Raw genomic sequence first — 21982 nt, 5'->3', positions numbered from 1 at the left:
AACTGCACCAGCTCGTTCCGCTGCTCGCCGCGTGGCAAGGGAGGCCCTTCGGGGCGGGCGCTTGCACGACTGTAATGTGTTGTCACGACATGCACCTAATCTTGCCTGCACAAAACGTCTGTCGCATCGACCGCCTAATGGGGGTTGGGCACCCACGCCGCAATCCCGGATTTCGGTCACCGAACCCTAGAGTCCAACCTTCGTGGGCAAACGACAACCCTATGTACGGACGGCGGCGGAAAATGCATCCGATCGCCACCCACGGCTCAGAAATCGTTCGGAATCCAGACCTGTCCCTTGGTCAAAGGCACGTCTGGAGGCACGGCTTCCAGAGCCGGGTTCAGGTCGTAGATGCGCTCCAGCCGGACGCCGTGCCTTTGCGCCGCCCGCGCCAGGGTTTCGTCGTCCCGGATGTCGGCCACGCGCCGCCGGGCGTCCGCGCGCGGCTTGGCGGGGGCCGCCTTGGGGCCGCTGGAGGCTGTCTTGGGCGCGTCCTTCGGCTTGTCCGGCGCTGGGGCGGATGCGGCGGGCAGGCCGGCCAGGCGCTTGCCCAGCTCCGTCTCCACCGCGCTCAGCCGCTCCAGCGTCCGGTCGGCCTGGTCCAATATGTCGGCGAGGCGGCGCACGGCCTCGGGGTCGACCGAAGGGGTCGGCGCCGCCGGCACGGCGATGAAGGGTGGCGACGCTGGAGCCGGTGCGGCGTCCGGCGGCGGCAACGCCGGCGGCGGTGACGGCGAGCGATCGACCGGCTTGGTCTCGGCCGCAGCCTTTTCCGCAGCCGGTGGCGGTGCCGATTGCCCTCCGAAGGCCGGCGATGGTTTCGACGGCGCGGCGGGTGGCAACGAGGCCACCTCGATGGCCGCCGCCGGCGTTGCGGTCGGCGGAGCCGCGAGGCCGGGAAGCACGCTGCGACCGGCATCGCCCTCCCCTCCGGCGGACGACAGCCCAAGCAGCATCGGCGCCTCCCGGCTGTCGGCTTCGCTCGGCGGCGCCGTGACGCCGTTGCTCTGGGTCATGACAACGCCGAGGATGGCCATGGCCGCGGTGCTGGCGATGAGGACCATCGCGGCGTTCCTGGTGCCGCGCAGAACCGCCTTGCAGAAGCGGTCGACCCTGCCGCCCAGCGTCGACTGCGGCGAGGCCGGCGGCGTTACGGGCCGATCGGCGCGGACATCGGTGCCGGACCGGTCGGCGGCATCCGGAGCGGAAACCATTCCCGGGATATTCCCATTCCCGGCACCTCCAAGGCGGGCGCTCGGCGATCCATGAACCGGCGCGCCCATCGTCCGCGCGGACGGATGTTCCGCCGCCATCCGTTCCGCCTGGAGCAGGCTTTGCCGCGCCGCCTCCAGCACCCCCTCGAGCTCGGTGATCCGCGCGTGCGCCGCGCCAAGCGCCTGGTCGGCCACCGTCAGGCGGCGCTGCAGATCGCTCGCATGGGCGGCGTTCTCCTCGCCCCGGCGCCGGGCATCGGCGAGATCCGCCGCCATCTCGCCCAGGCGGCGCTCCAGCTCCTGAAGCGCGCCTGGCGGATGAAGTTCGACGTCGCCCGACCCTTCCTTCAGCAGGGCCGCGACCAACAATCGGACGGTCGCCGCCCCGTCGCGCACCAGATTGGCGACGCGCACGGTCAGCGGATCGCCGACCACGGCCAACCCCTGATCGGCGGCGAGCAGGTCCAGCAGACCGGCGGCATCGGCCTCGCGGTTCGCCCGTGACAGGTCGGCCAATCGGCGCGCCATCTCCTTCGCGGGAGCCGTTCCCTTGAAGTTGAGGCGGTGGATGCCGTTCTCGTCGCCGTCGTCGGGCGGTGGTCGCGGCGCGTCCGCCATCGGGGAGGGTGATGATCGCTTTGCCATGCCGGGGCTGTCTGAAGAACCGATGGCAGTACGGTAGCCGGGGTTGGTATGGGCGTTCGAGCACCGGCGGAAGGCTGGGCGCCCAATTTTTCGATTTGGGCGCCCAACCATCGGGCCGTGATCGGAAATAATGTTTCAGGTCATAAGGTTAGGTTTGGGCGCCCAGCTTTTCGAACTGGGCGCCCACTGGACGCCCAGCATTCGGGGGTGGAGCGGAAAAATTGTTTCCGGTCAGAGGGTTGGCATTGGGCGCCCAACATTCCGAAGCGGGCGCCCGGTGGGCGTCCAATCTCCGTGCCTGGGCGCCCAACCCAAAACACTGGGCGCCCACTGTCGCCGGTCGAGCGCCCGGCCTCCACGCACGGAAGGCTTTTTAAGGCTCTGCGACCAAGGGAAGGCGCCCGCCTTGGGGATGGATGGGGGAAACGGGCGCCCGCCTTGGCCACGCCGTCGGACCGGGGGAGGGAGAGCAGGTCGCCGGGGCGTCCCTGCGACAACCCCAGCGCGAACACGGGGCGGCGAAGGCCTCCCCTCGGCGCGAGCGGCGGAAGCGGAAGGCGCTGAGTGCACCCAGCCGGACGGTTGAGGACGTCCGCCGGACGTCCGCCGGACGTCCACAGGAACGGATCAGGCTTTCCAACGAGCCATGTCGGGGAGCCGGTGGCGTGCCGGGCGGACGGGAAAGCCGCACACCGGGACGGCGGACCGGAGGGCAAGGCGATGCCGCACAGCCCAGGATAGCGGAAGTGGCCGAACGCCCGGGGCAGCCGGCGGCCCGGCCCGGGCAGTGCGGCAGTTCCATCTTCAGGGTTTCCGGGCGGACGGGGATGGAAGCGTTCCGGGCGAAAAGCACCCCTGGCGGCGTCGCGGAACGACTGCGGGCGCCCGCCTCGCCCGGAGCCGACACAAGGGCGGAATGCAGGGCGCCCAATGGGCGCCTGGATCTCCCGACACGGGTCGGCGACGGAACGTTTCTCCGCCTGCGGCCCCTCCCCCACCCCGTCCCTCTTCGTAACTGGGCGCCCAATTTTTCGATTTGGGCGCCCAGCATTTGGACGTGGGCGCCCACTGGGCGCCCAACAAAACGCGTTGGGCGCCCAAGCATCCGGCTAAGATCGGAAAAGCCGTTTCCGATCATACGGTTACCTTTGGGCGCCCAAATTTTTGAGCTGGGCGCCCACTGGGCGCCAAAGCATAGGATTCAAATCGGGAAAACTGTTTTCGGTCAGTGGGTTGGCATTGGGCGCCCAGTGTTCGGAACCGGGCATTTTTGCCGAGCGACGCCCGGCGAGGCATCCAAACCAACCGCTGGGGCTCGATTGGCGACCGCAATGACGGGCATGGTCGACGAAGCCACCTCACCATCCGGGACCCCGACGTGTCATGGTGCCCTTGACCGCCGCCTGCATTGCCGCCGTCAATCGAGCCTTGGCAGCTGGTTGAGGGCACTGCACGAAAGTGCGCTTCGACTTTGCGCGTTATGGGATTGCCGCCTCTGTTGGGAATCGGTTCACAAGTTCAGCCGTGGTGCGGGATGATTAGGATTACGGCGCGTAGCAGGCGACGTCGACGAGCCATCGGAGGATCGGCGGCGGCATTTTGAGCATGTCGCCCTCATGGAGCGACCTCTTCACGCCCAAGGGGCTCGACCGGCTGCGACTGAAGGGACCGAACGGGACCTGCGACGAGTTTCACCTCGCAGCTACCGCCCAGAACCTTCGCAAGCGGCCATCTTCGCAAAGGCGGTGTTGTTCCGACCAGAGACATCGTATCTCAGCCCGTCATCCTCCTGACCATGTCGAGACGCACGGAACGGGCGTCTGCTGGACGGGCGCCGCATCCCCTTCCGGATCGTTGTCACCGCGGCCGGCAGGACCCGCGCGCCACGGCGGAATTTTGGCGATGCAATGGCGCGCTTCACATCGACGCCCACATCATTGCAGCCATGCTCGCGAGTCCCCGGCCAACCGGAGCACTCCATGGTGACGGGCTTGAGCCTGCCGCGGCGCTCCTTGGTCGAGACAATCCACCCGGAGGAGACCCCATGTCGCATGGAGCAACGCCGCAGACCACCGAAACAGCCAACCTCCAGGGCGGTGCCTGGCAGTTCGTCGACAAATCGCCGGACGTGAGCGGCCTGATGCTGATGAACGTCCAGAAGGACAACAAGGAACAGGTCGCCTACACAGCGACATTCGACGATATGGCCCCCGTCGCGGTGAAAGTCTCCCAACTCGCCACCAACGCGCAGCACCTGTACGTCTATGCCAACCCCACCGTGATCAATGGGACGGGCAAGGAATGGACCGGCATGCAGACCAGCCTGGTCTCCAGCAACCACGTCGCCGCCGACGGCGTCCATCCGCCGTTCGCCCACTTCCACGAAAAAGAACCCGCGACGCCGAACTGGACCACCCCGACGCTCGGCCCCTTCACCGTCATCGGTGGCGGCAACAGCACCAAGGGCATCGTCCCCGGCGGCCCGCACGGGCTGACCGGTGCGGACGAGTTGTACGCCAATGGAACGCTCGGCGCGGGCGAAACGGCACAGTTCCAGAACCTGGGGGTTCACCAGTTTCCCTACTCGGTGAACCAGGGACTGGCGCAGGGCGGCGAGTTCTACATCGTCCACACGCCCAACCACCTGCCCATCCACACCAGCCTCACCTACGCCATGCCGAGCCTGCAATCGGTCACCGAGGGCGACGGGAACGACAACGGCCTCACGGGCAACGCCGACAACAACCTGCTGTTCGGTTATGGCGGCAACGACGGTCTCTTCGGGGGGCTCGGCCGCGACGTGCTGGCGGGCGGCACCGGGTTCGATCTCCTGAAGGGTGAAGAGGGCGACGACTGGCTGTTCGGCGGCGCCAACGAGGACACCCTCGTGGGCGGCAAGGGCAAGGACCTGCTGGACGGCGGGGCCGGCAAGGACGTTGCCTCTTATGAAGGCGAGGAGGCGGCTGTGACCGTCAACCTGTCGGGGCCGATGACGGCCGGGTTCGTCACGGCGAAAGTGGGCGGTGTTGACGAGGATATCCTGGTCAACATCGAGGACATCTGGGGCGGGCTCGGCGACGATGCACTCACCGGCGACACCAAGGACAATTTCCTCAAGGGTGGCATCGGTGCCGACACCCTCAGCGGCGGCGACGGCAACGACCGCCTGCAGGGCGATCCCGGCAAGGACGTCCTGAACGGCGGCTTCGGCACGGATTATGCGGTGTTTTCGGACAACCTCTCCGCGTATGAGATCAAGACCACTGGCACCGAGACGACCGTCAGTTACAAATCCGACGCCGGGAACGTGGACGTTCTGTCGGGGGTCGAGTTCCTGTCCTTCGCCGACCAGACGATCGCGACGCCGAAAGACCCTTCTGCCAACGCTCCCTTCGTGCCCGACCCGAACCCGCCCACCAAAGCGCCTCCGGGGGCGAACATGATCAACGGCACGGCGGGGAACGACCCCAGCCTGACCGGCACCGGCAACGCCGACGGCATCCTGGCAGGCGGCGGCAACGACACGGTTGACGGCAAGGGCGGGGACGACTTCGTATCGGGCGGTGACGGCAACGACGTGATTCAGGGCGGCACGGGATACGACCTGATCCGCGGCGGCCAAGGGCAGGACAAGATTCATGGCGGTGCGGGAGCCGACATCATCTACGCGGACTCCGGGAACGACCAGGTCTGGGGCGACGGGGGGGCTGACCAGCTCTGGGGCGGCCTGGGCGCCGACACGCTGAACGGTGGTGACGACGACGATCTCATCGTCGGCGAGAAGGGTGATGACCTGCTCAACGGCGGGGCCGGGGTGGACGTGTTTGGGTTCTGGCCAGGCGACGGCAAGGACACGGTGACTGGGTTCGAGACCGGCGATAGCCTGGTCTTCAAGAATTTGACCGCCGCCGACGTCGCCGTAACCATGAGTGCCAGCAACACCGTCTTTACCTGGGCCACCGGCAGCGTAACGGTCAACGCAACGAGCGGTATGGCCGAGGGAACCGACTACTTCTTCGTCGGATAGGGCCATCCTGTTCCACCGCTTCGGCCACCCACAGGCCATCGCCGATCCGCGCCAGGGGAAGCCGATCTGAGCTGGCCAGCAATAAGGGCGTTCCGAAGAGCTCTGTTGCAAACTCTTTCTGTAGGGGTCACTGCACGAAACTGCGCAAATTGTCCGGGATGTGAAGACGTGGCATGAACGTGAGCTCCGCCGCGCTTTAGCGCTCGTTTTCACGACGGGTCAGAGGTCCGGTTCCGGTGTGCACAGGAAGTACGGCCAAGTCGTACTTTCTCCTTGATGCAACTACGGCTCAGCCGTATATTGCCTCTCATGATCACGCACCGCTGGAACCCCGCCAAAGCCGCCCTGAACCTCGCCAACCACGGCTTGCCGTTCGAACTGGCGGAAGTCCTCTTCACCGGCCCGGTGCAGGAGGTGACGGACACCCGCCGCGGATATGGCGAAGTCCGCATCCAGGCTTATGGCCGCATCAACGGCCGCCTGTTCCAGTGCGTGTTCACGTGGCGGGATGAAGGGCGCACCCGCTGGATCATCTCTTTCCGCAAGGCCAACAAACGCGAGGAACGCCGCTATGGCTGACACGACCAAGCTCTCACCGGCGGCCCAGGCCGCCCTGGCGGCGGTGGACTGGAAAGCCATCGACGCCATGACCGACGACGACATTGCGCGCCAGATCGCCGCCAACCCCGACGCCGTGGACCTCGGCAACGCGCCGCCGGAAGCGCTGCGCGTGGTGCACCCGCCCGGTGGCGTGGCTGTGCGGGCAATCCGCGGCAAGCTCGATCTGACCCAGGCCGAATTCGCCGCCCGCTTCGGGTTCTCGATTGGCGCGGTGCGCGATTGGGAGCAGGGGCGCAAGCAGCCCGACGCGCAGGCCCGCGTGCTGCTGCTGCTGATCGACCAAGCCCCCGACATGGTGGCAGACGCGGTGCGCGCCGTCGCCGCCTGACCGCCCTTCCCAACCCTACTGACCAGGCCGCCTTCGGGCGGCCTTTTTCGTGCCAGAACCGAGCGGTTCCGGCACGGTCCGCCTAAGCCACCGTTTTTGCTACTCAGCAGGGGGACGATAACGCGTAGCTGAGCTTAAGTTCATGCCACGTCTTCACATCCCGGACAGTTTGCGCAGTTTCGTGCAGTGCCCTCAACCAGTTGCTGGGGCTCGATTGGCGACTGCAATGACGGGCATGGTCGACAAAGCCACCTCACCATCCCGGACCCGACGTGTCATGGTGCCCTTGACCGCCGCCTGCATTGCCGCCGTTGCATTCACCTACGCGCCGCTGCTCGGCGATCCCCCTTTCCTGGTGGAGCAGGACCTCTACACGCTCTTTGGCGCCGAGCGCGGCCGCGTCGGCGAGTGCGTTCCCAACAAGGACCGGAAGACAGGGAAGATCACGTCGTGGGACTGTGGACCGTTTCAGATCAACACCGGGAACGGCCCAGCCCTCGCCAAGCTCTTCGGCACGACACCGGAGGAGGCCATGCGCCGGGTGACGAACGACGGGTGCCTGAACGCGCATGTCGCCGGCTGGCTGCTCGTCGAGAAACGGCGGGCGGCCAAAGGTGATCGGCACGACGCCCTCGGCCGCTACAACAGCGCCACACCGGGGATCAAGGAAGCCTATCAGGATCTGCTGGAAAGGAGACGCCGGCAGCTGTTCGGAGACGCGGCCATTCCCGCAGCCCGCGCCGACGGGACCACGCCCGGTGCGGCCCGTTAAGCGGGGTGTATGGATCTGCGCCTCATGGCAGTACCTCGCCCTTCAGGATCTCGGTCAACCGCATTCGGCTGCGCGCCAATGCGCTCCACAATGCGCCGGGCGCTGAGCTGAGCGGTTCCCCCGGATCATCGGCCGGTCGGCGCCGAGCGGCACACGGACACGGCTGAAATCAGGGCCGACGTCGCAGGTCCGAAATTTAGGACATCAGGGCTTTTAACCAATCGATAATCCGGTTGACCGGATTGGGAGTGCTGAAACCGACCACGATGAGGATCGTCAGGGCGATCGAGAGGAACCAGCCGTACACGCTGGCCTTCACTCCCGCCCAGGTCCGCGTGCGTCTTTCGACATGGGTGATGATGTTGGTCTGCAGCGTCGCCAGGTTGCCCGACACCTCGTCCAGCTTCGCCCAGATCGCCGTGCGCTGCAGACCGGGCTTTTCTGCTTCGAGGATCTTGGAGCTGTACTCCTGCAACAGCGTCCGCGCAGCGCGGCGCAGATTGTCAATGGTGTTCGAGCCCGGGTTGCGCGATGCGCCCGGCTGAACCGGGAGACCGCGCTCGCGATCCTCGGTGATGCTCTGTTTATAGAGAGCATACGCGAGCAGCCCTTCGATGTCCTTCGGGTTATCCCCCACGAAGTTCCGAAAGGCTTGGCTGAACGTGTTGGGCGGGGTAGCGGCCGGCGAGCCGTCCTGGTATGCCGGCGTCGGGTGATCCGGCGCCGGCGTAGTCCGGTCGGTCATGCAGCTCGGTCGTCGTGCTTGAGCCTGATGGCGTCCTGATATACGTCGTCGCGCACGATGGTGCGCCGCTTGCCGTCCACCACGATGGTGCGAACGGGCGGCAACGGCACGTCGCTGGAGCGCTTCATCGGCTTCAGTTGGACCTCCGGCTTCTTCCCGAACAAACCCGTGATAAACCTCACCGCGATCTCCATCGGTCAATCGACAGCACTTCATCATACCCTAACATATGGCGCATGACTCTGGGCAAGTCATACCTCTTACACGCAAGAGGAATGATGATCATGCTGGCCGCCCCCGGACGAAGGCCCGGCTTGCTTCCGGATGTCGGGATGGGCGGCGCTCCGCCGGGCTCGGCCCATCGCCCACCATTCCTCAGCGGTCAAGTCACAGGGGCGTGCGATACCGGCAAGATGAGCCACGAGCATGCCGCACTTCGGACAACGCTCTCCTGGCAGAGGAGGCCAGTCGACCGCGATTCCGGTCCGCCGGTAGCATGGCAGGCCGAATTGCTTTCTGAGCGCTTCCGGTACCGAGGGGATCATCGCCTCACCATCGACGGCCGGACGGGTGATGGATGGACACCGGTGCCGCAAGGAGCTGTGCCGTCGAGAGGTGACCGCCCAAGACTCAGGAGCGAGCGGTTGGCCATCTCCAGCATTTCCGGCAGCGAACGGACACGGCCGTTGATCTTGAACAGCCCGGGCCCGGCGCCGACGATGGTGTGATCGCGGCTCATCAGGTGGCGGCGCGCCTGATCGACGATGCCATCGGACACCGGTGCCGTGACGGACGCGGCACGACGCATCCGCCCGCCACTCCATGCGGTCCAGCAAGCGTCGATGCGCAAGCGGCGCCTCCCGCCTGCTCGGCGCTCGACCTTGATGGTGCCGTCGTCTTCGAGGCTTTGCAGGAAACGCACGACCGGGGTTTCGCCGCAACCGACGACGTCCGCAAGCGTCGCCATACCCGGACAGGGGCGCTCGTCCCGGGCGACGGCCCGTAGATAGTCCAGCAGCAGCGCCCTGTCGGTGGCGGACAGTACCCTGATCCTCGGCGTCGAGGGCCGTGCCGGTTGATCCTCCATGGTACGCCTCGCTTCTCGTTCGTGGCTTGTCTTCGGTGGCGCGCCCCTGCGACAGGGCAATCAGGTGACAGGGAAATCAGGCATCCCGGTCATCTTCATGAGCGCCCTGCCGCTGCCGCCGATGGCGGCGTCGCTCGCCACCGCCTTCCTGGCCAAGCCCTTCACCGCGGACCGGCTGCTCGCGGCTGTGGAGCGCTCCCTGGCTGGCCGACCACGGGAATGACCCCTTAGAGCGCCTAACAGAACCATCTCTGGACGAAGCGCCAGCAGATGAGGCTGGCCGCGATATGGTGAAAGGCAGTGAAGATGTCGGCGCGCCGTTCGTAGCGGACGGCGATGCGGCGGAAGCGGGCAAACCAAGCGAGCGTACGCTCGACCACCCATCGATATCGGCCGAGACGCTCGCTGCTTTCGACGCCACGCCGGGCAATCCGCGGAATGATCGCTCGTTGGCGCAGCGCCCGCCGGCAGTGAGCGAAGTCGTAGCCCTTGTCGGCATGCAGCTTGGCCGGTCGCCGCCGGGGCCGGCCCGCACACTGGCGGATCGCCGGCACGGCATCGACCAGCGCCTCCAGCAGCTTGCTGTCGTGCCGGTTGGCTGGCGAGATCCTCAGGGCGAGCGGGATGCCGTTAGCATCGACGAGGATGTGGCGCTTGGAGCCCGGCTTGCCGCGATCCGTCGGGTTCGGGCCGGTCTCCTCACCCCCCTTTTTGCCGGGACGCTGGCGCTGTCCACCGCCGCACGATCCCAGTTGATGGCGTTGGCATAGCCGAGACGGTCGAGCAGCACACGATGCAGCCGTTCCCACACGCCAGCCCGATGCCACTCGTGCAGACGCCGCCAGCAGGTCATACCCGAGCCGCAGCCCATCTCCACCGGCAGAAGCTCCCAAGGAATACCCGTGCGCAGCACGAACAGGATGCCGGTCAGCGCAGCACGATCGCACAGCCGGGGCCGTCCGCCTTTCGGCTTGGGCGGCTCCGGCGGGATCAGAGGTTCGATGATCGCCCACAAGGCGTCGCAAACAAGAGGGGCTGCCATGCCCCTACCAACCGTTCCCAGCCGGTTTTGTTACGCACTCTTAACCTTCTGGTGTTGAATGTCTACGATCAAGGCACGCCTCCTGATCGCGCTCGGCGCGATCAGCGATTTTCTCCTGGCGGTCTCCGCAACCGGATGGATCGCGCTGAGCCAATCCAACCAGGGGATCGGCAACGTCTTCAACAATCGCGTCGTGCCGCTGAGGAATCTGAAGGTCACCTCGGACCTGTATGGTCTGAACATCGTGGACACCGCCCACAAGGTCCGCAGCGGTGCGCTGACCTGGGAGCAGGGTGTCCAGTCGATCAATCCGGCCGTCACCGACATCGGCAAGCGCTGGGCCTTCGTCCAGCTCACCGGGATGACGCCGGCCGATTACCGGCGGTGTTCGGCCGGCAGAACCGCGGATGTGCCGGTCTCCGGCAAAGCCGCCGTCTGATACGCGAAGGTTCGGGATGGGGAATTTTCGATTGGTCGATTCATTGGGGCGGTTTCCTTTCGCTCTGTCGGCTGCGGAAACGCAACCGATCGATCAAAATCCGGAAAGCGGCCGAGTTGTTTTTCTGTGTCTGGTAGTAGATATGATAGCCAGGGAATAATGGGCACCAGTCCTCTAGAAATCGGACAAGACGGCCATCGCGGATCATTGCTTGCGCATGATCCTCGATGAGACAGGCAATACCGTGTCCATCCAGTGCTGCGGCAAGAATCATATCGGGATCGTTGAAGGATAATTGTCCTGAAACACGAACCTTCACGTCCTGCTCCTCCCTCTTGAACTGCCATGCGTAGAATTCGCCGGAGGCAGGCAGACGAAAGTTGATGCAGCTATGCTGCACCAGATCATGGGGCGTCGCAGGAACGCCATGTTGGGCGACGTAACCGGGGGAAGCGACAATGGCCAAGCGCAGATCCGGGCCGATCCGAACTGCGACCATGTTCTGCGCAACCAGTTCGCCCAATCGGATGCCGGCATCAAACCTGTCGCCTGCCAGATCGCGCGCCGCCGCGTCGATGTTCACGTCCACTTCGATGTCCGGGTAATCCTTCACGAAACTCCCGAGCATCGGCCATAGCAGGCTGACGGCGGCGTGCCGGGGGGCGGTGATCCTGATCTTGCCTTTCGGGCTTTTCCGCAGCGAGCCGATCGCCCCGAGGCTAAGATCGATCGCGTCGAATGCGGGTTTCAATCCCTGCAGGAACTCCTCCCCCGCCGGGGTCAGGGTGACGCTTCGCGTGGTCCGGGTCAGCAGACGAACGCCCAACCTCGCTTCGAGCCTACGCAACGTGTTGCTCAACGCTGGCTGCGAGGTGCCAAGCCGTGTTGCGGCCCTTGTGAAGCTCCCTTCCTCCGCAACCGCGACGAAGGCGTTCAGGTCGATCAGATCGTCACGATTCACTGGTTCACTCCCTCCTTATTTATAATCTGCAGATATAATTGTTTTGTGATCTTTATATCTAAATCTTACGAACGAGAGTCTGCAAAATTCCGCCTTCGGCAGATGCCGAACGAAGCGCGATGCTCCGGACTGCCAGTCCGGAGCGCACAACAGACGGACCCAACGACATGAGCGATTTCTCACGCCGCGCATTCCTCGCGGGAACCGCCACCGCCACGATCGCAGCCACCGCATCGGGGACGGTGAGTTATGCCGCGGCAAGCGACGGGGCGTCTGCCGGAGCAAAAGGAACCATGCCCGGCATCTACCGTCAGAACATCGGCGAGATCGAACTGCTGTCGATCACCGACGGTGCGAACAGCTTCCCCCGTCGTGATAATTTCGTTTCGAACAGATCGGCGGACGATGTCGCCAAGGCCTTGCAGGAGGCTTTTCTGCCGACCGACCAAATCACGCTCACCTTTACGCCCGTTGTCCTGAAGAGCAGCGGGAAGCTGATCGTGATCGACACCGGACTTGGAGAAGCGGCTTTCAAGCAGAGCAGCGGGGTCGGCGGTCAGTTTCACACCAATCTGGCTGCGGCCGGCTACGATGCGGGGTCGGTAGACCGGGTCCTGATCACGCATTTCCACGCCGATCACATCGGCGGCTTGGTGACTGCGGACGGCAAGCCGGCCTTCCCGAAATCCGAGATCTGGGTGCCGGCGGCCGAATATGCCTTCTGGATGGATAGCGGAAACAGGGCGCGAGCGTCATCGGAAGCCATGGTCGCGAATTTCGAGCGTGCCCGCCGCATATTCGGAATTCTCGGCGACGGGGTGAGGAAGTTCGATGCCGATACGGAGGTTGCGCCCGGCGTCACGTCGATGGCCACTCCCGGACATACCCCCGGCCATTCGTCCTTCGTCATCGCCTCCGGTACTGACAAGCTGATCGTTCAGGGCGACGTGACCACGCATCCCGCCTTGTTCATCCGTCATCCAGGCTGGCATGGGGCCACGGATATGGACCCGGTCACGGCGGAGCGGTCACGGCGAATGTTGTATGATCGAGTGGTGGCGGAACGGATCCTGCTACAAGGCTTTCATTTTCCTTTCCCGGCTCTGGGTCATCTGACGCGCGAAGATGACGGCTATCGACTGGCGCCGGTCATGTGGAATCCAGCTCCGTAACCGCAACAGAAAGGAATGCCGTCGCTGACGGTATTCCTCCATCCGGGTCATGCTGTCGGAGCGCCAATCAGAAACTGCGCCCGACGGCACCGGATCCGGGAGAAGCCGTCATAAAGCTGGCCTGGGTGAGACAATGGGGGCGGGCTGACCGTCCCCGCGCGCGAGGCCCTGGCGCGCGGTGGGGGCGCGGTTGTACAGGGCGGTTTGCCATATCGCCGTAAGCGGTGTTTTCAGGCCACGGCAGTTTCGGCCTGCTGAGCATAGCTCCAGGGCAGCAGCTCATCGAGCCTGGTAGTCAGATGCCCGCTGGCGAGTTTGGTCAGGACATCGGCGAACCAGGCCTGCCGGAACCGTTGGTCGGGGCTGAAACTCGCACGCACCCTGCTGAACGCCCTGGTCAGCGCCTTCGTCCCGGACGGCCCGATCGTCATCGGTGTCGACCATACTCTTGAACGGCGCCGGGGAGCCCATGTCCGCCCAGCCAGTCATTGCTTCGACTCCGTCCGGTCCTCGACGGAGCAGACGGTCACTAGCGGCGGGCTGCGCTGGATGACCGCCATGCTGCTGGTCGAGGTTCCATTCGCCGGCCGCATTTGGGGGCTGCCGGTGCTGAGCGCACTTGTGCCGAGCCGCGCCTGGTGTGAGGCACAGGGCCGGCATTACCGGCTGACCACCACCTGGGCCCGGGCCATCCTGCTGCGCCTGGATGCGCGCCTGTTCGATCCGCCACCAGACCCGCCCTTGACCTTGCAGCAGGTGGTGAAGGGTGCCCGCCAGCCCAACTTGCGGTCCCGTCTGACGGACAAGGCAACGGTCTGGCGCCGGGCTGCCCAACCAAGTCGAACCCGGTGGCGCTCCAGCGGCTGGATCGACTATGCCTGCGGCACGGCGCTGTGGCACCACCAGGGCAAGCCGCTCGTGCCGATCCTCTGGGTGATGGTGCGCTATCCCGATGGCCGGCGCGATCCGGAAGCCTTTCTGTGCACTGACCTGTCGGTGCCACCACGCACCGTCCTGGAATGGTTCAACCGCCGTTGGGCGATGGAGACGACGTACGAAGAGAGCCGGGCACATCTCGGCATCGAAACCCAGCGACAGTGGGCGGATCCGGCGGTGTTCCGCACCGCACCGCTGCTGTTCGGGCTTTACTCGTTGATCACGCTGTACGTCCATCAGAATGCCGGCCGCCTCGCTCTCTCGCCCCGGCGCGCCATTTGGTATCCGAAACCAGCGCCCACCTTCGCCGACGCCTTGGCCCGTCTGCGCCAGCACCTGTGGTTCGAGCAGGCCGTCATGTCGCCCGCGAAAGGGGACATGCTCCAAACACCGCCACCGTTTCTCCGCCGGCTCGTCGACATCGCCTGCTACGCGCCGTAACCCCCCATCATCTGCATTATTGCTGGACTTGTGAACCGGCTCCTAAGCGAGACGGCATTCCTGAAATGCGCAAAGTCGAATGATCAGATTGTCCGGTTCGTGAGAACGTAGGCGGAACCCTTCAGGTGGAGAGTTCCGAAGCGTCCGAGGACGCTTCGCCGAGCGCCGCGTACAGCGCGGTTTTGCCCACCTTGATCCGTGCCGCGGCCTCGCGAACCGTGAGACCCTGGGCGATGAGCATTCTGGCCCGGCGGAGCTTCTCCTCCGTCACCACCGGTTTTCGTCCGCCCCGACGGCTGCGGGCCACGGCGGCGTCGAGGCCGGCACGGGTCCGTTCCCGGATGAGGTCGCACTCGAACTGCCCGAGGGCGCCGAAAATATGGAAGATGAGCCGGCCACCGGGCGTGGTCGTGTCGATCGTCTCCGTTAGGGAGCGGAAGCCGACGCCGCGGCCTTCCAACGCGGTTACCGTCTCGATCAGGTGCGGCAGCGAGCGGCCGAGACGATCCAGCTTCCAGACCACCAGCACGTCGCCCTCGCGCAAGAAGGCCAAGGCCGCCGCCAGCCCAAGGCGGTCGGTCTTGGCGCCGGACGCCTTATCCTCGAACACCCGGGCACAGCCGGCCTTGGTAAGGGCGTCGAGCTGGAGCGCCGGGTCTTGGTCGGCCGTCGACACCCGCGCGTAGCCGATCGCCGCCATCCCGCCCCATCCTTTGTCCGGAAACCCGTCCGGCAAACTGTGTGTCCGGAAAGCCGTCGTCAAGGCGGATTAGCGGACAGGGTGGAGGCTGGCCGGGAAAGGGCCGATTGCCGGACGAGCTATGAGGTGGCCCCTCTTGTCGAACGACCATTTTGCAAGCCCGTCAGATTACTCCCAGACGGGCATGGGAGCTTGACGTGTCACTGACAGCCGCCGGCTTGATGCGGAACCATGCCGCATAGAGAGCGGGGAGAAACAGCAGGATCAGTACGGTGCCGACCGCCGTGCCGCCGATCAGCGTGTAGGCCATCGACCCCCAGAAGACCGAGTGCGTGAGGGGGATGAAGGCCAGCACCGCAGCGAGGGCGGTCAGGATCACCGGCCGCGTCCGCTGCACCGTGGCTTCGATGACGGCGTGATAATCGTCGAGGCCGGCCGCCTGGTTCTCCTTGATCTGTTCGGTCAGGATCAGCGTGTTGCGCATCAGGATGCCGGCTAGACCGATCAGCCCGAGGATGGCGTTGAAGCCGAAGGGCTGGTTGAAGGCGAGCAGCATGGGCACGACGCCGACGACGCCGAGCGGTGCGGTCAGCAGGACCATGGCCATCATCGAGAAGGACCGCACCTGCAGCATGATGAAGACCAGCATGGCGGCGATCATGACCGGGAAAACCTTGCCGAGGGCGGTGTTGGCCTTGACGGATTCCTCGATCGACCCGCCCGCTTCGATGCGATAGCCGACCGGAAGCGAGGCGATTAGCGGTTCAAGAGCCGTCATGATCTGCTTGGAGACCTCCGGCGGCTGGGTCGCCTCGTTGTAGTCCGAGCGGATCGTGATGACGGATGTCCGGTCCCGGCGCTTCATCATCGGCTCCTCCAGGCGGATATCGGCATGGCCGATCTGGTCGAGCGGGATTTGCTGGCCGGTCCGGCTCGTCAGGGAGAAATCCGTCAGACGCGCCGGGTCCAGACGTTCTCCGCCGGCGCTGCGCGCCACGATGGGGACGTTGCGGATGTCCTCGCGCACCTGGGTGACGGCGATCCCGGTCAGAAGGAACTGGAGTTGCTGCCCGACCTCCGCCGGTGAGAGACCGATGAGGTTCAGGCGATCCTGGTCCGGGGTGAAGCGAAGCACCGGCGTGCGGTTGCCCCAATCCCGGTTGGCCTGCCGGACATCCGGCACGCTCCGCATGATGGCGAGGGCTTTTTCGGAAATGGCGTACAACTGCGCCGGATCGGGGCCCATCACCCGGAATTCGACCGGGAACGGTGTGTAGGGTCCGAACACGAGCTGAGTGACGCGGACATAGGCCTCGGGCACCAATCCCTGCGCCACCGTCTGCCGCAGCCGGTGCTTCAGGGCCTCGCGCGTCTCGGCGTCCGGGGTGAGCACGACGATCTTGGCGAATGCGGGATCGGGCAGTTCGGGCGACAGGGCGATGAAGAAGCGGGGAGCGCCTTGGCCGACATAGCTGGTGACGATCTTCGCCTCTGGCTGTTCGGCCAGCCAGTGTTCGATCTTCTCGACCGAGGCTGTCGTCGTCTCGATGCTGGTGCCTTCCGGCAGACGGACCTCCACCAGCACCTCGGGACGGTCGGAGGTCGGGAAGAACTGCTGCTTTACGCCGCCCATGCCGACGATGGCGACGGCAAAGGCGATGCCGACGACGCCGCAGGTCAGGACCTTGTGCCGCACGGCGAAGCTGATGACCCGCCGCAGGCGCTGGTAGTTCGGAGTGCCGTAGATCGCCTCGTGACCGCCGGCGACCGGTTTGATCGCCGGCAGCATCTTGATGCCCAGATAGGGCGTGAAGACCACCGCGACGATCCAGGAGACGATCAGGGAGAATCCCACGACCCAGAAGATGTTGCCGGCATATTCGCCGGCGGTGGAGCGCGCGAACCCAACCGGCAGGAAGCCGGCGATCGTCACCAGCGTTCCGGACAGCATCGGCGCCGCCGTGTGGCTCCAGGCATAAGCGGCCGCCCTGATGCGGTCGACGCCCTCCTCCATCTTCACCACCATCACCTCGATGGCGATGATGGCGTCGTCCACCAGCAGGCCGAGCGACAGGATCAGCGCGCCGAGCGTGATGCGGTCGAAGAAGCGGCCGGTTTCCAGCATGATGAGGAAGACGACGGCGAGCGTCAGCGGCACGGCCGCCGCCACGACGATGCCGACGCGCCAGCCGAGACTGAGCAGGCTGACCAGCAGCACCACGCCCAGCGCCATGGCGAATTTGATCATGAACTCGTCGACCGCCGAGGTGATATTGACGGCCTGATCGGTCACTTTGTCGAGCGTCATCCCGAGCGGCAGCGACCGCGCGATGCCGGCCGCCCGCTCCTCCAGCGCCTTGCCGAGCGCGAGGCCGTCCCAGCCCTCCTGCATGACCGTCGCCAGCATGACGGTGGGTTCGCCCTGGTGACGGATGATGTAGGTCGGCGGATCCTCGTAGCCGCGGCGGACCTCCGCGATGTCCGACAGCTTCAGCGTCCGCCCGGCGGCGACGATTGGCGTGTCGGCGATCGCCTGCACCCCGTCATAGGCACCGTCGATCCGGATGAAGACCTGGGGCCCCTGGGTGTCGATCGAGCCGGACGGCGTGACGGTGTTCTGCCGCTGCAAGGCGGCGATGATGTCCTGGGCCGACACGCCGAGGGTCGCCAGCTTGGCATAGGAGAACTCGACAAAGATCCGTTCCGGACGCTCGCCCAGGATGTTGACCTTCTTGACGCCGGGCACATGCAGCAGGTTCTGGCGGATCGTCTCCGCCTGCCGTGCCAGCTCGCGCATCGGAAGGCCCTTGGCCTTCAACGCATAGAGGGCGAAGCTGACGTCGGAATACTCGTCATTGACGAAGGGGCCGAGCACGCCGGGCGGCAGGTTGCGCGTCTCGTCGCCCATCTTCTTGCGGGCTTGATAGAACTCCTCCTGCACCTTGGCCGGCGGCGTGCTGTCCTTCAGCGTTAAGGTCATATAGGCATAGCCGGGCCGCGTCGTCGTCTCCACCCGGTCGTACCAGCTCAGTTCTTGAAGGCGCTTCTCCAGCGGTTCGGCGACGAGATCCTGCATCTCGCGCGCGGTGGCGCCCGGCCACACGCTGGTGACCGTCAGGGTCTTGATGGTGAAGGAGGGATCCTCCGCCCGGCCGAGCATGACGAAGGCGAAGGCGCCTCCCGCCGCCAGCAGGAGGATGAAGAACAGGGTGACGGCCCGTTCACGGACGGCGATGGCGGAAAGATTGAGGCCCATCACTGGCCTCCGCTCTCGGCGGCGGTCCTAACACGGACTCCGTCCTGGAGAAGATGGGCGCCGAGCGATACCACCGGATCACCGAGGCCGAGCCCGGAGATCACGGCGGTCTCGCCGCTCACCCGGACCAGCCGGACCGTCTGGAAGCGCACCGTCGAACTGGCGCGGTCCAGGGTCCAGACACCGGTTTTCCGGCCGTCGTCCAGCACGGCTCCCAGCGGCACCTGCATGTCCGCCTGACCCGTCCGGCCCGCCGTCCATCCGGCCAGCCTGATGGTGACCGTCGCCCCGAGCGGTGCCGAGGCGGCGTCGCCGTCGAGCACGTAGCGCGCCTCGTAGGTGCGGGTCTGGGCATCGGCGGCGTCCGACAGCTGCCGCAGATGCGCGCCGTAGCGCTGCCCGTCTGCGCCGTAGAGGCTGGCCTCAGCCGGCGAGCCGATCTGCGGCCGGATGGTTTCGGGCAGCGCCACCACCGCCTCGCGCGGGCCGGCCTGGGCGATCCGGACGACGGTCTGGCCGGCGGCGACGACCTGTCCCGGTTCGCCGAGCGTTTCGACCACCGTGCCGTCGCTGTCGGCGACCAGGACCGAATAGGTCGCCTCGTTCTCGGCGACCCGCGCATCGGCTTCCGCACTGGCGAGCTGCGCCCTGGCGGTGTCCAGCGCGGCCTTCGCCTGTTCATGACGCTGCCGGGTGGCCCAGCCGTCATTGACCAGACTGGCGTAGCGCCGTTCGTCCGCCTGGGTCTGCACGGCCGTTGCACGCGCCGCGGCGACCGCGTTGCGCTTTGCCGTGAGGGCGAGGCGCAGGTCCGTCTCGTCGATGCGCATCAGCGGCTGCCCGGCCTTGACCGGCTGCCCGACCGTCGCCAGCCGTTCGATGATCTTGCCGGGGACGCGGAACCCGAGATTGCTCTGCACCCTTGCCCCGACGACGCCGGTGAAGCCGCGCTCCGATCCGGCGACCGGAACCGCCGCGGCAAGCCGGACGATCGGCGCCTCTTGCCGGGGGTCGCTCACCGCCGACGCCTCTTGTGTGTGCATGGACAGCGTCACGACCGCGGCGGCGCCCAGCGCCGCCGTCAGAACGCCACCCGCCACGACCATGGGTCTCTTTTTCATGCCCGCCGCCTCGACCAAATTAGATTGCGGACGACATCTATATCGATTATAGATGTCGTCCGCAATCTAAATAGCAGGACGCTCTCACATGGCGGCACCGCTATCGGCGGCGCTTCCGGGGCCGATCCCGACACAAGGAAGAAAGAGAGAGTTCGATGGCAAAGATCGATCGCGGCATCGCCTTGGTGACGGGCGCGTCGTCCGGCATCGGCTACGCGGCGGCCAAGACCCTGCAAGCCGCAGGATTCGATGTGTTCGGAACCAGCCGTCACGCGGATGCCAAGGGCCCCGAGGGCGTCACCATGCTGAGCTGCGACGTCACCGACGACGCCTCCGTGGCCGCCCTGGTCGATGAGGTGCTGGACGACGCCGGCCGCATCGATCTGCTGGTCAACAATGCCGGCGTCGGGCTTTTCGGCGGTGCGGAGGAGTCCTCGCTCGCCCAGGCACGGGCGCTGTTCGACGTGAACATGTTCGGCGTCATCCGCATGACCAACGCCGTGCTGCCGATCATGCGGCGCCAGAAAAGCGGCAGGATCATCAATCTCAGCTCGGCGCACGACTTCATTCCGGCCCCCTGTTTCGCGCTCTACGCGGCGACGAAACATGCGGTGGAGGGCTACTCCCAATCGCTTGACCATGAACTGCGCACGCTCGGCATCCGGGTCACGCTGGTCGAGCCCGCCTATACCCGGACCTCGTTCGACAGGAACCTCATCAAGCCGGATCGGTCGCTCGACGCCTATGCGTCGGCGCTTGCCGGCGTGACCGTGGCCGTCGAGGACGCGATCAGGAAGGGCGACACGCCCGAGACCGTGGCCGAAACCATCGTCAAGGCCGCGACGGACTCCGAACCGAAGCTGCGCTACCCGGCGGGGAAACTCGCCCAGCAGGTCAGCCTCCTGCGCCGATTCGTCCCGGCCGCCGCCTTCGACAAGAGCCTGCGCAAGATGCTGCGGCTGCCGGTCTGATCCCGTTTTGGGAGGAAACCCGTTACATCCGCTGCAAGAAAGGAGAGTCCATGACCGCCCTGTCCCGTCGGGAGGGTCCGGCGGCCCCGGCACCAGCCTACAAAGTGCCGCCCGGCGTTCTCGACGGGCCGGTGGTGCCGACAATGCTCCGCCTCGCGGTGCCGACGACCCTGGTGCTGGTCGTCCAGACGCTGGTCGGGGTGGCCGAGACTTGGTTCGTCGGCTTTCTCGGGACCGATGCGCTCGCCGGAGTCGCCCTGGTCTTTCCCGTGCTCATGCTCATGCAGATGATGGCGAATGGCGGCATCGGCGGCGGCGTCTCCTCGGCCGTCGCGCGGGCCTTGGGGGCGAAACGCCGCGAGGATGCGGAAGCGCTGCTCTGGCACGCGGTCGTCCTGGCCGGCGCATTCGGCCTGCTCTTCACCGTGGCGGCTCTTCTCGCCGGACCGATCCTCTATCGGGCGATGGGAGGAACCGGACCGGCGCTGACGGCGGCGCTCACCTATTCCGGGGCCGTGTTCGCCGGCTCCATTCCGGTCTGGCTCACCGCCCTGTTGTCGTCGGTCCTGCGCGGCGCCGGGAATGTGAGGGTGCCGGCGTATGTGATCTCGGCCGGCACCGTGCTCCTCATCCTCCTGTCGCCGGCCCTGATCTTCGGCTGGGGCCCCTTGCCCCGTCTCGGCGTTGCCGGCGGCGGGGCCGCGGTGGTCATCTACTATCTGTTCGCGGCGCTTGCACTGACGCTGTATCTGCGCTCTTCGAGGAGCCTGCTTAAGCTCAGGGTCGTTACCCTGCGCGCCCGCCTGTTCAAGGATATCCTCGGGGTCGGTTTCCTGTCGGCGATCGGCACCGTCCAGGTCAATCTCACCGTCACCCTCGTCACCGCCGCGGTCGGCCGGTTCGGCGCCGATGCCATCGCCGGGTACGGCATCGCCTCGCGGCTCGATTACATCCAGATTCCGCTGATCTTCGGGCTCGGCACCGCCTTGGTCACCATGGTCGGCCACAACATCGGGGCCGGGCAGCCGGCGCGGGCGCGCAGCATAGCCTGGACCGGCGCGGCCATCGCCTTCGGGATGACCGAGGCCATCGGCCTTGCCGCCGCACTCTTCCCGCAAGCCTGGATCGGCCTGTTCAGCGATGATCCCCAGGTGCTGTCAATGGGCACCCACTATCTGCGGAACGTGGCACCGGCTTACGGTGCGGTCGGGTTGGGGCTGGCGCTCTATTTCGCCAGCCAGGGAGCCAAGCGTGTCCTGTTTCCCGTCCTGGCCGGCACCGTCCGCATGATCATCGCCGCCTTCATCGGCTGGGCGGCGGTGATCTGGTTCGGTGCCGGACTTTCGACCCTGTTCCAGATCACGGCCCTGGCAGCGGTTTCGTACGGGCTTCTGACGGCCGCCGCGATGATGGGTGGTGCCTGGGGCCGGCATCACGCTTCCCATCCGCTACCTCGGAGACGTCCTGCGGAGTAGGTCGAGGTGGAGAATTGTGTCCGTCATCC

The 21982-nt window shown here is 65.9% G+C and carries 20 protein-coding genes; 10 read left to right on the top strand and 10 right to left on the bottom strand.

The features are described 5' to 3' along the window. Positions 1–266: 266 nt before the first annotated feature. Positions 267–1859, bottom strand: a complete 1593-nt coding sequence (locus Sp245p_RS31280) for a hypothetical protein (protein WP_129557281.1) — start codon at positions 1857–1859, stop codon at positions 267–269. Between the two features lie 2140 nt (positions 1860–3999). Here Sp245p_RS31280 and Sp245p_RS31275 point away from each other — a divergent pair. The 4 genes from Sp245p_RS31275 to Sp245p_RS31260 all read left to right on the top strand — a co-directional run bounded on the left by Sp245p_RS31275 (position 4000) and on the right by Sp245p_RS31260 (position 7607). After that, positions 4000–5886, top strand: a complete 1887-nt coding sequence (locus Sp245p_RS31275) for a calcium-binding protein (RefSeq protein ID WP_165360027.1) — start codon at positions 4000–4002, stop codon at positions 5884–5886. Positions 5887–6195: 309 nt separating this feature from the next. Next, positions 6196–6465 (top strand): BrnT family toxin, encoded by a 270-nt coding sequence (locus tag Sp245p_RS31270; protein WP_014242710.1) that lies wholly within the window; start codon positions 6196–6198, stop codon positions 6463–6465. Continuing rightward, positions 6458–6835 (top strand): helix-turn-helix domain-containing protein, encoded by a 378-nt coding sequence (locus tag Sp245p_RS31265; RefSeq protein ID WP_014242709.1) that lies wholly within the window; start codon positions 6458–6460, stop codon positions 6833–6835. Before Sp245p_RS31270 ends, Sp245p_RS31265 begins: the two co-directional genes overlap by 8 nt. A gap of 277 nt (positions 6836–7112) precedes the next feature. After that, the gene (locus Sp245p_RS31260) at positions 7113–7607 is read left to right on the top strand and encodes a lysozyme family protein (protein ID WP_014242708.1); all 495 of its coding nucleotides are present in this window, start codon (positions 7113–7115) and stop codon (positions 7605–7607) included. A 196-nt stretch (positions 7608–7803) separates the two neighbouring features. Here Sp245p_RS31260 and Sp245p_RS31255 read toward each other — a convergent pair whose 3' ends face one another. From Sp245p_RS31255 to Sp245p_RS31245, 3 genes are all read right to left on the bottom strand, one after another. Continuing rightward, entirely contained in the window at positions 7804–8352 is a 549-nt protein-coding gene (locus Sp245p_RS31255) for a hypothetical protein (RefSeq protein WP_014242707.1), read from the bottom strand. Further along, complete coding sequence (locus Sp245p_RS31250) at positions 8349–8546, bottom strand: hypothetical protein (RefSeq protein ID WP_041814770.1); 198 nt, start codon at positions 8544–8546, stop codon at positions 8349–8351. The genes Sp245p_RS31255 and Sp245p_RS31250 overlap by 4 nt, the downstream gene beginning before the upstream one ends. 347 nt (positions 8547–8893) lie before the next feature. Continuing rightward, the gene (locus Sp245p_RS31245) at positions 8894–9439 is read right to left on the bottom strand and encodes a hypothetical protein (protein WP_014242705.1); all 546 of its coding nucleotides are present in this window, start codon (positions 9437–9439) and stop codon (positions 8894–8896) included. A gap of 97 nt (positions 9440–9536) precedes the next feature. Here Sp245p_RS31245 and Sp245p_RS36390 point away from each other — a divergent pair, with 97 nt between their 5' ends. Further along, positions 9537–9662, top strand: coding sequence for a hypothetical protein (locus Sp245p_RS36390; protein ID WP_014242704.1), 126 nt, complete (start codon positions 9537–9539; stop codon positions 9660–9662). A 13-nt stretch (positions 9663–9675) separates the two neighbouring features. On the opposite strand, the gene Sp245p_RS31240 is transcribed toward Sp245p_RS36390, so the two are convergent. Further along, a protein-coding gene (locus Sp245p_RS31240; protein ID WP_088123925.1) for an IS5 family transposase occupies positions 9676–10481 on the bottom strand; the annotation gives its coding sequence in 2 pieces (ribosomal slippage) (positions 9676–10154 and positions 10154–10481; 807 coding nt in all). Between the two features lie 58 nt (positions 10482–10539). Here Sp245p_RS31240 and Sp245p_RS31235 point away from each other — a divergent pair. Beyond that, positions 10540–10920 (top strand): MCP four helix bundle domain-containing protein, encoded by a 381-nt coding sequence (locus Sp245p_RS31235; RefSeq protein WP_014242608.1) that lies wholly within the window; start codon positions 10540–10542, stop codon positions 10918–10920. Positions 10921–10960: 40 nt separating this feature from the next. Here Sp245p_RS31235 and Sp245p_RS31230 read toward each other — a convergent pair whose 3' ends face one another. Further along, positions 10961–11881 carry a LysR family transcriptional regulator gene (locus tag Sp245p_RS31230; protein ID WP_014242607.1) on the bottom strand — a complete coding sequence of 307 codons (921 nt, stop codon included), beginning with the start codon at positions 11879–11881 and terminating at the stop codon, positions 10961–10963. Positions 11882–12048: 167 nt separating this feature from the next. Between Sp245p_RS31230 and Sp245p_RS31225 the strand changes: the two genes are divergently transcribed. After that, positions 12049–13053, top strand: a complete 1005-nt coding sequence (locus Sp245p_RS31225) for an MBL fold metallo-hydrolase (RefSeq protein ID WP_014242606.1) — start codon at positions 12049–12051, stop codon at positions 13051–13053. A gap of 230 nt (positions 13054–13283) precedes the next feature. Here Sp245p_RS31225 and Sp245p_RS31220 read toward each other — a convergent pair whose 3' ends face one another. Next, the gene (locus Sp245p_RS31220) at positions 13284–13484 is read right to left on the bottom strand and encodes a transposase domain-containing protein (protein ID WP_052584589.1); all 201 of its coding nucleotides are present in this window, start codon (positions 13482–13484) and stop codon (positions 13284–13286) included. A 127-nt stretch (positions 13485–13611) separates the two neighbouring features. Here Sp245p_RS31220 and Sp245p_RS31215 point away from each other — a divergent pair, with 127 nt between their 5' ends. Further along, positions 13612–14430: a hypothetical protein gene (locus Sp245p_RS31215; protein ID WP_129557279.1), complete on the top strand. Its 819-nt coding sequence runs from the start codon at positions 13612–13614 to the stop codon at positions 14428–14430. Between the two features lie 121 nt (positions 14431–14551). Here the strand turns inward: Sp245p_RS31215 and Sp245p_RS31210 are convergent, their stop codons facing one another. From Sp245p_RS31210 to Sp245p_RS31200, 3 genes are all read right to left on the bottom strand, one after another. After that, a complete protein-coding gene (locus Sp245p_RS31210) occupies positions 14552–15130 on the bottom strand; it encodes a recombinase family protein (RefSeq protein WP_014242604.1) in 579 nt (192 codons plus the stop codon). A 163-nt stretch (positions 15131–15293) separates the two neighbouring features. Beyond that, on the bottom strand, positions 15294–18386 hold the full coding sequence (locus tag Sp245p_RS31205; RefSeq protein WP_014242603.1) for an efflux RND transporter permease subunit: 3093 nt from the start codon (positions 18384–18386) through the stop codon (positions 15294–15296). Then, positions 18386–19507, bottom strand: a complete 1122-nt coding sequence (locus tag Sp245p_RS31200) for an efflux RND transporter periplasmic adaptor subunit (protein WP_041814721.1) — start codon at positions 19505–19507, stop codon at positions 18386–18388. Before Sp245p_RS31200 ends, Sp245p_RS31205 begins: the two co-directional genes overlap by 1 nt. Before the next feature lie 155 nt (positions 19508–19662). Between Sp245p_RS31200 and Sp245p_RS31195 the strand changes: the two genes are divergently transcribed. Both Sp245p_RS31195 and Sp245p_RS31190 read left to right on the top strand, forming a co-directional pair. Then, positions 19663–20478 (top strand): oxidoreductase, encoded by an 816-nt coding sequence (locus Sp245p_RS31195; RefSeq protein ID WP_014242601.1) that lies wholly within the window; start codon positions 19663–19665, stop codon positions 20476–20478. Between the two features lie 50 nt (positions 20479–20528). Then, a complete protein-coding gene (locus tag Sp245p_RS31190) occupies positions 20529–21953 on the top strand; it encodes an MATE family efflux transporter (RefSeq protein ID WP_014242600.1) in 1425 nt (474 codons plus the stop codon). Positions 21954–21982: the final 29 nt, after the last annotated feature.

The organism is Azospirillum baldaniorum, from assembly GCF_003119195.2.
Lineage (GTDB): Bacteria > Pseudomonadota > Alphaproteobacteria > Azospirillales > Azospirillaceae > Azospirillum > Azospirillum baldaniorum.
Note: the sequence above shows the minus strand (reverse complement) of the source record. Positions and strands in the feature narration are given on the sequence as shown.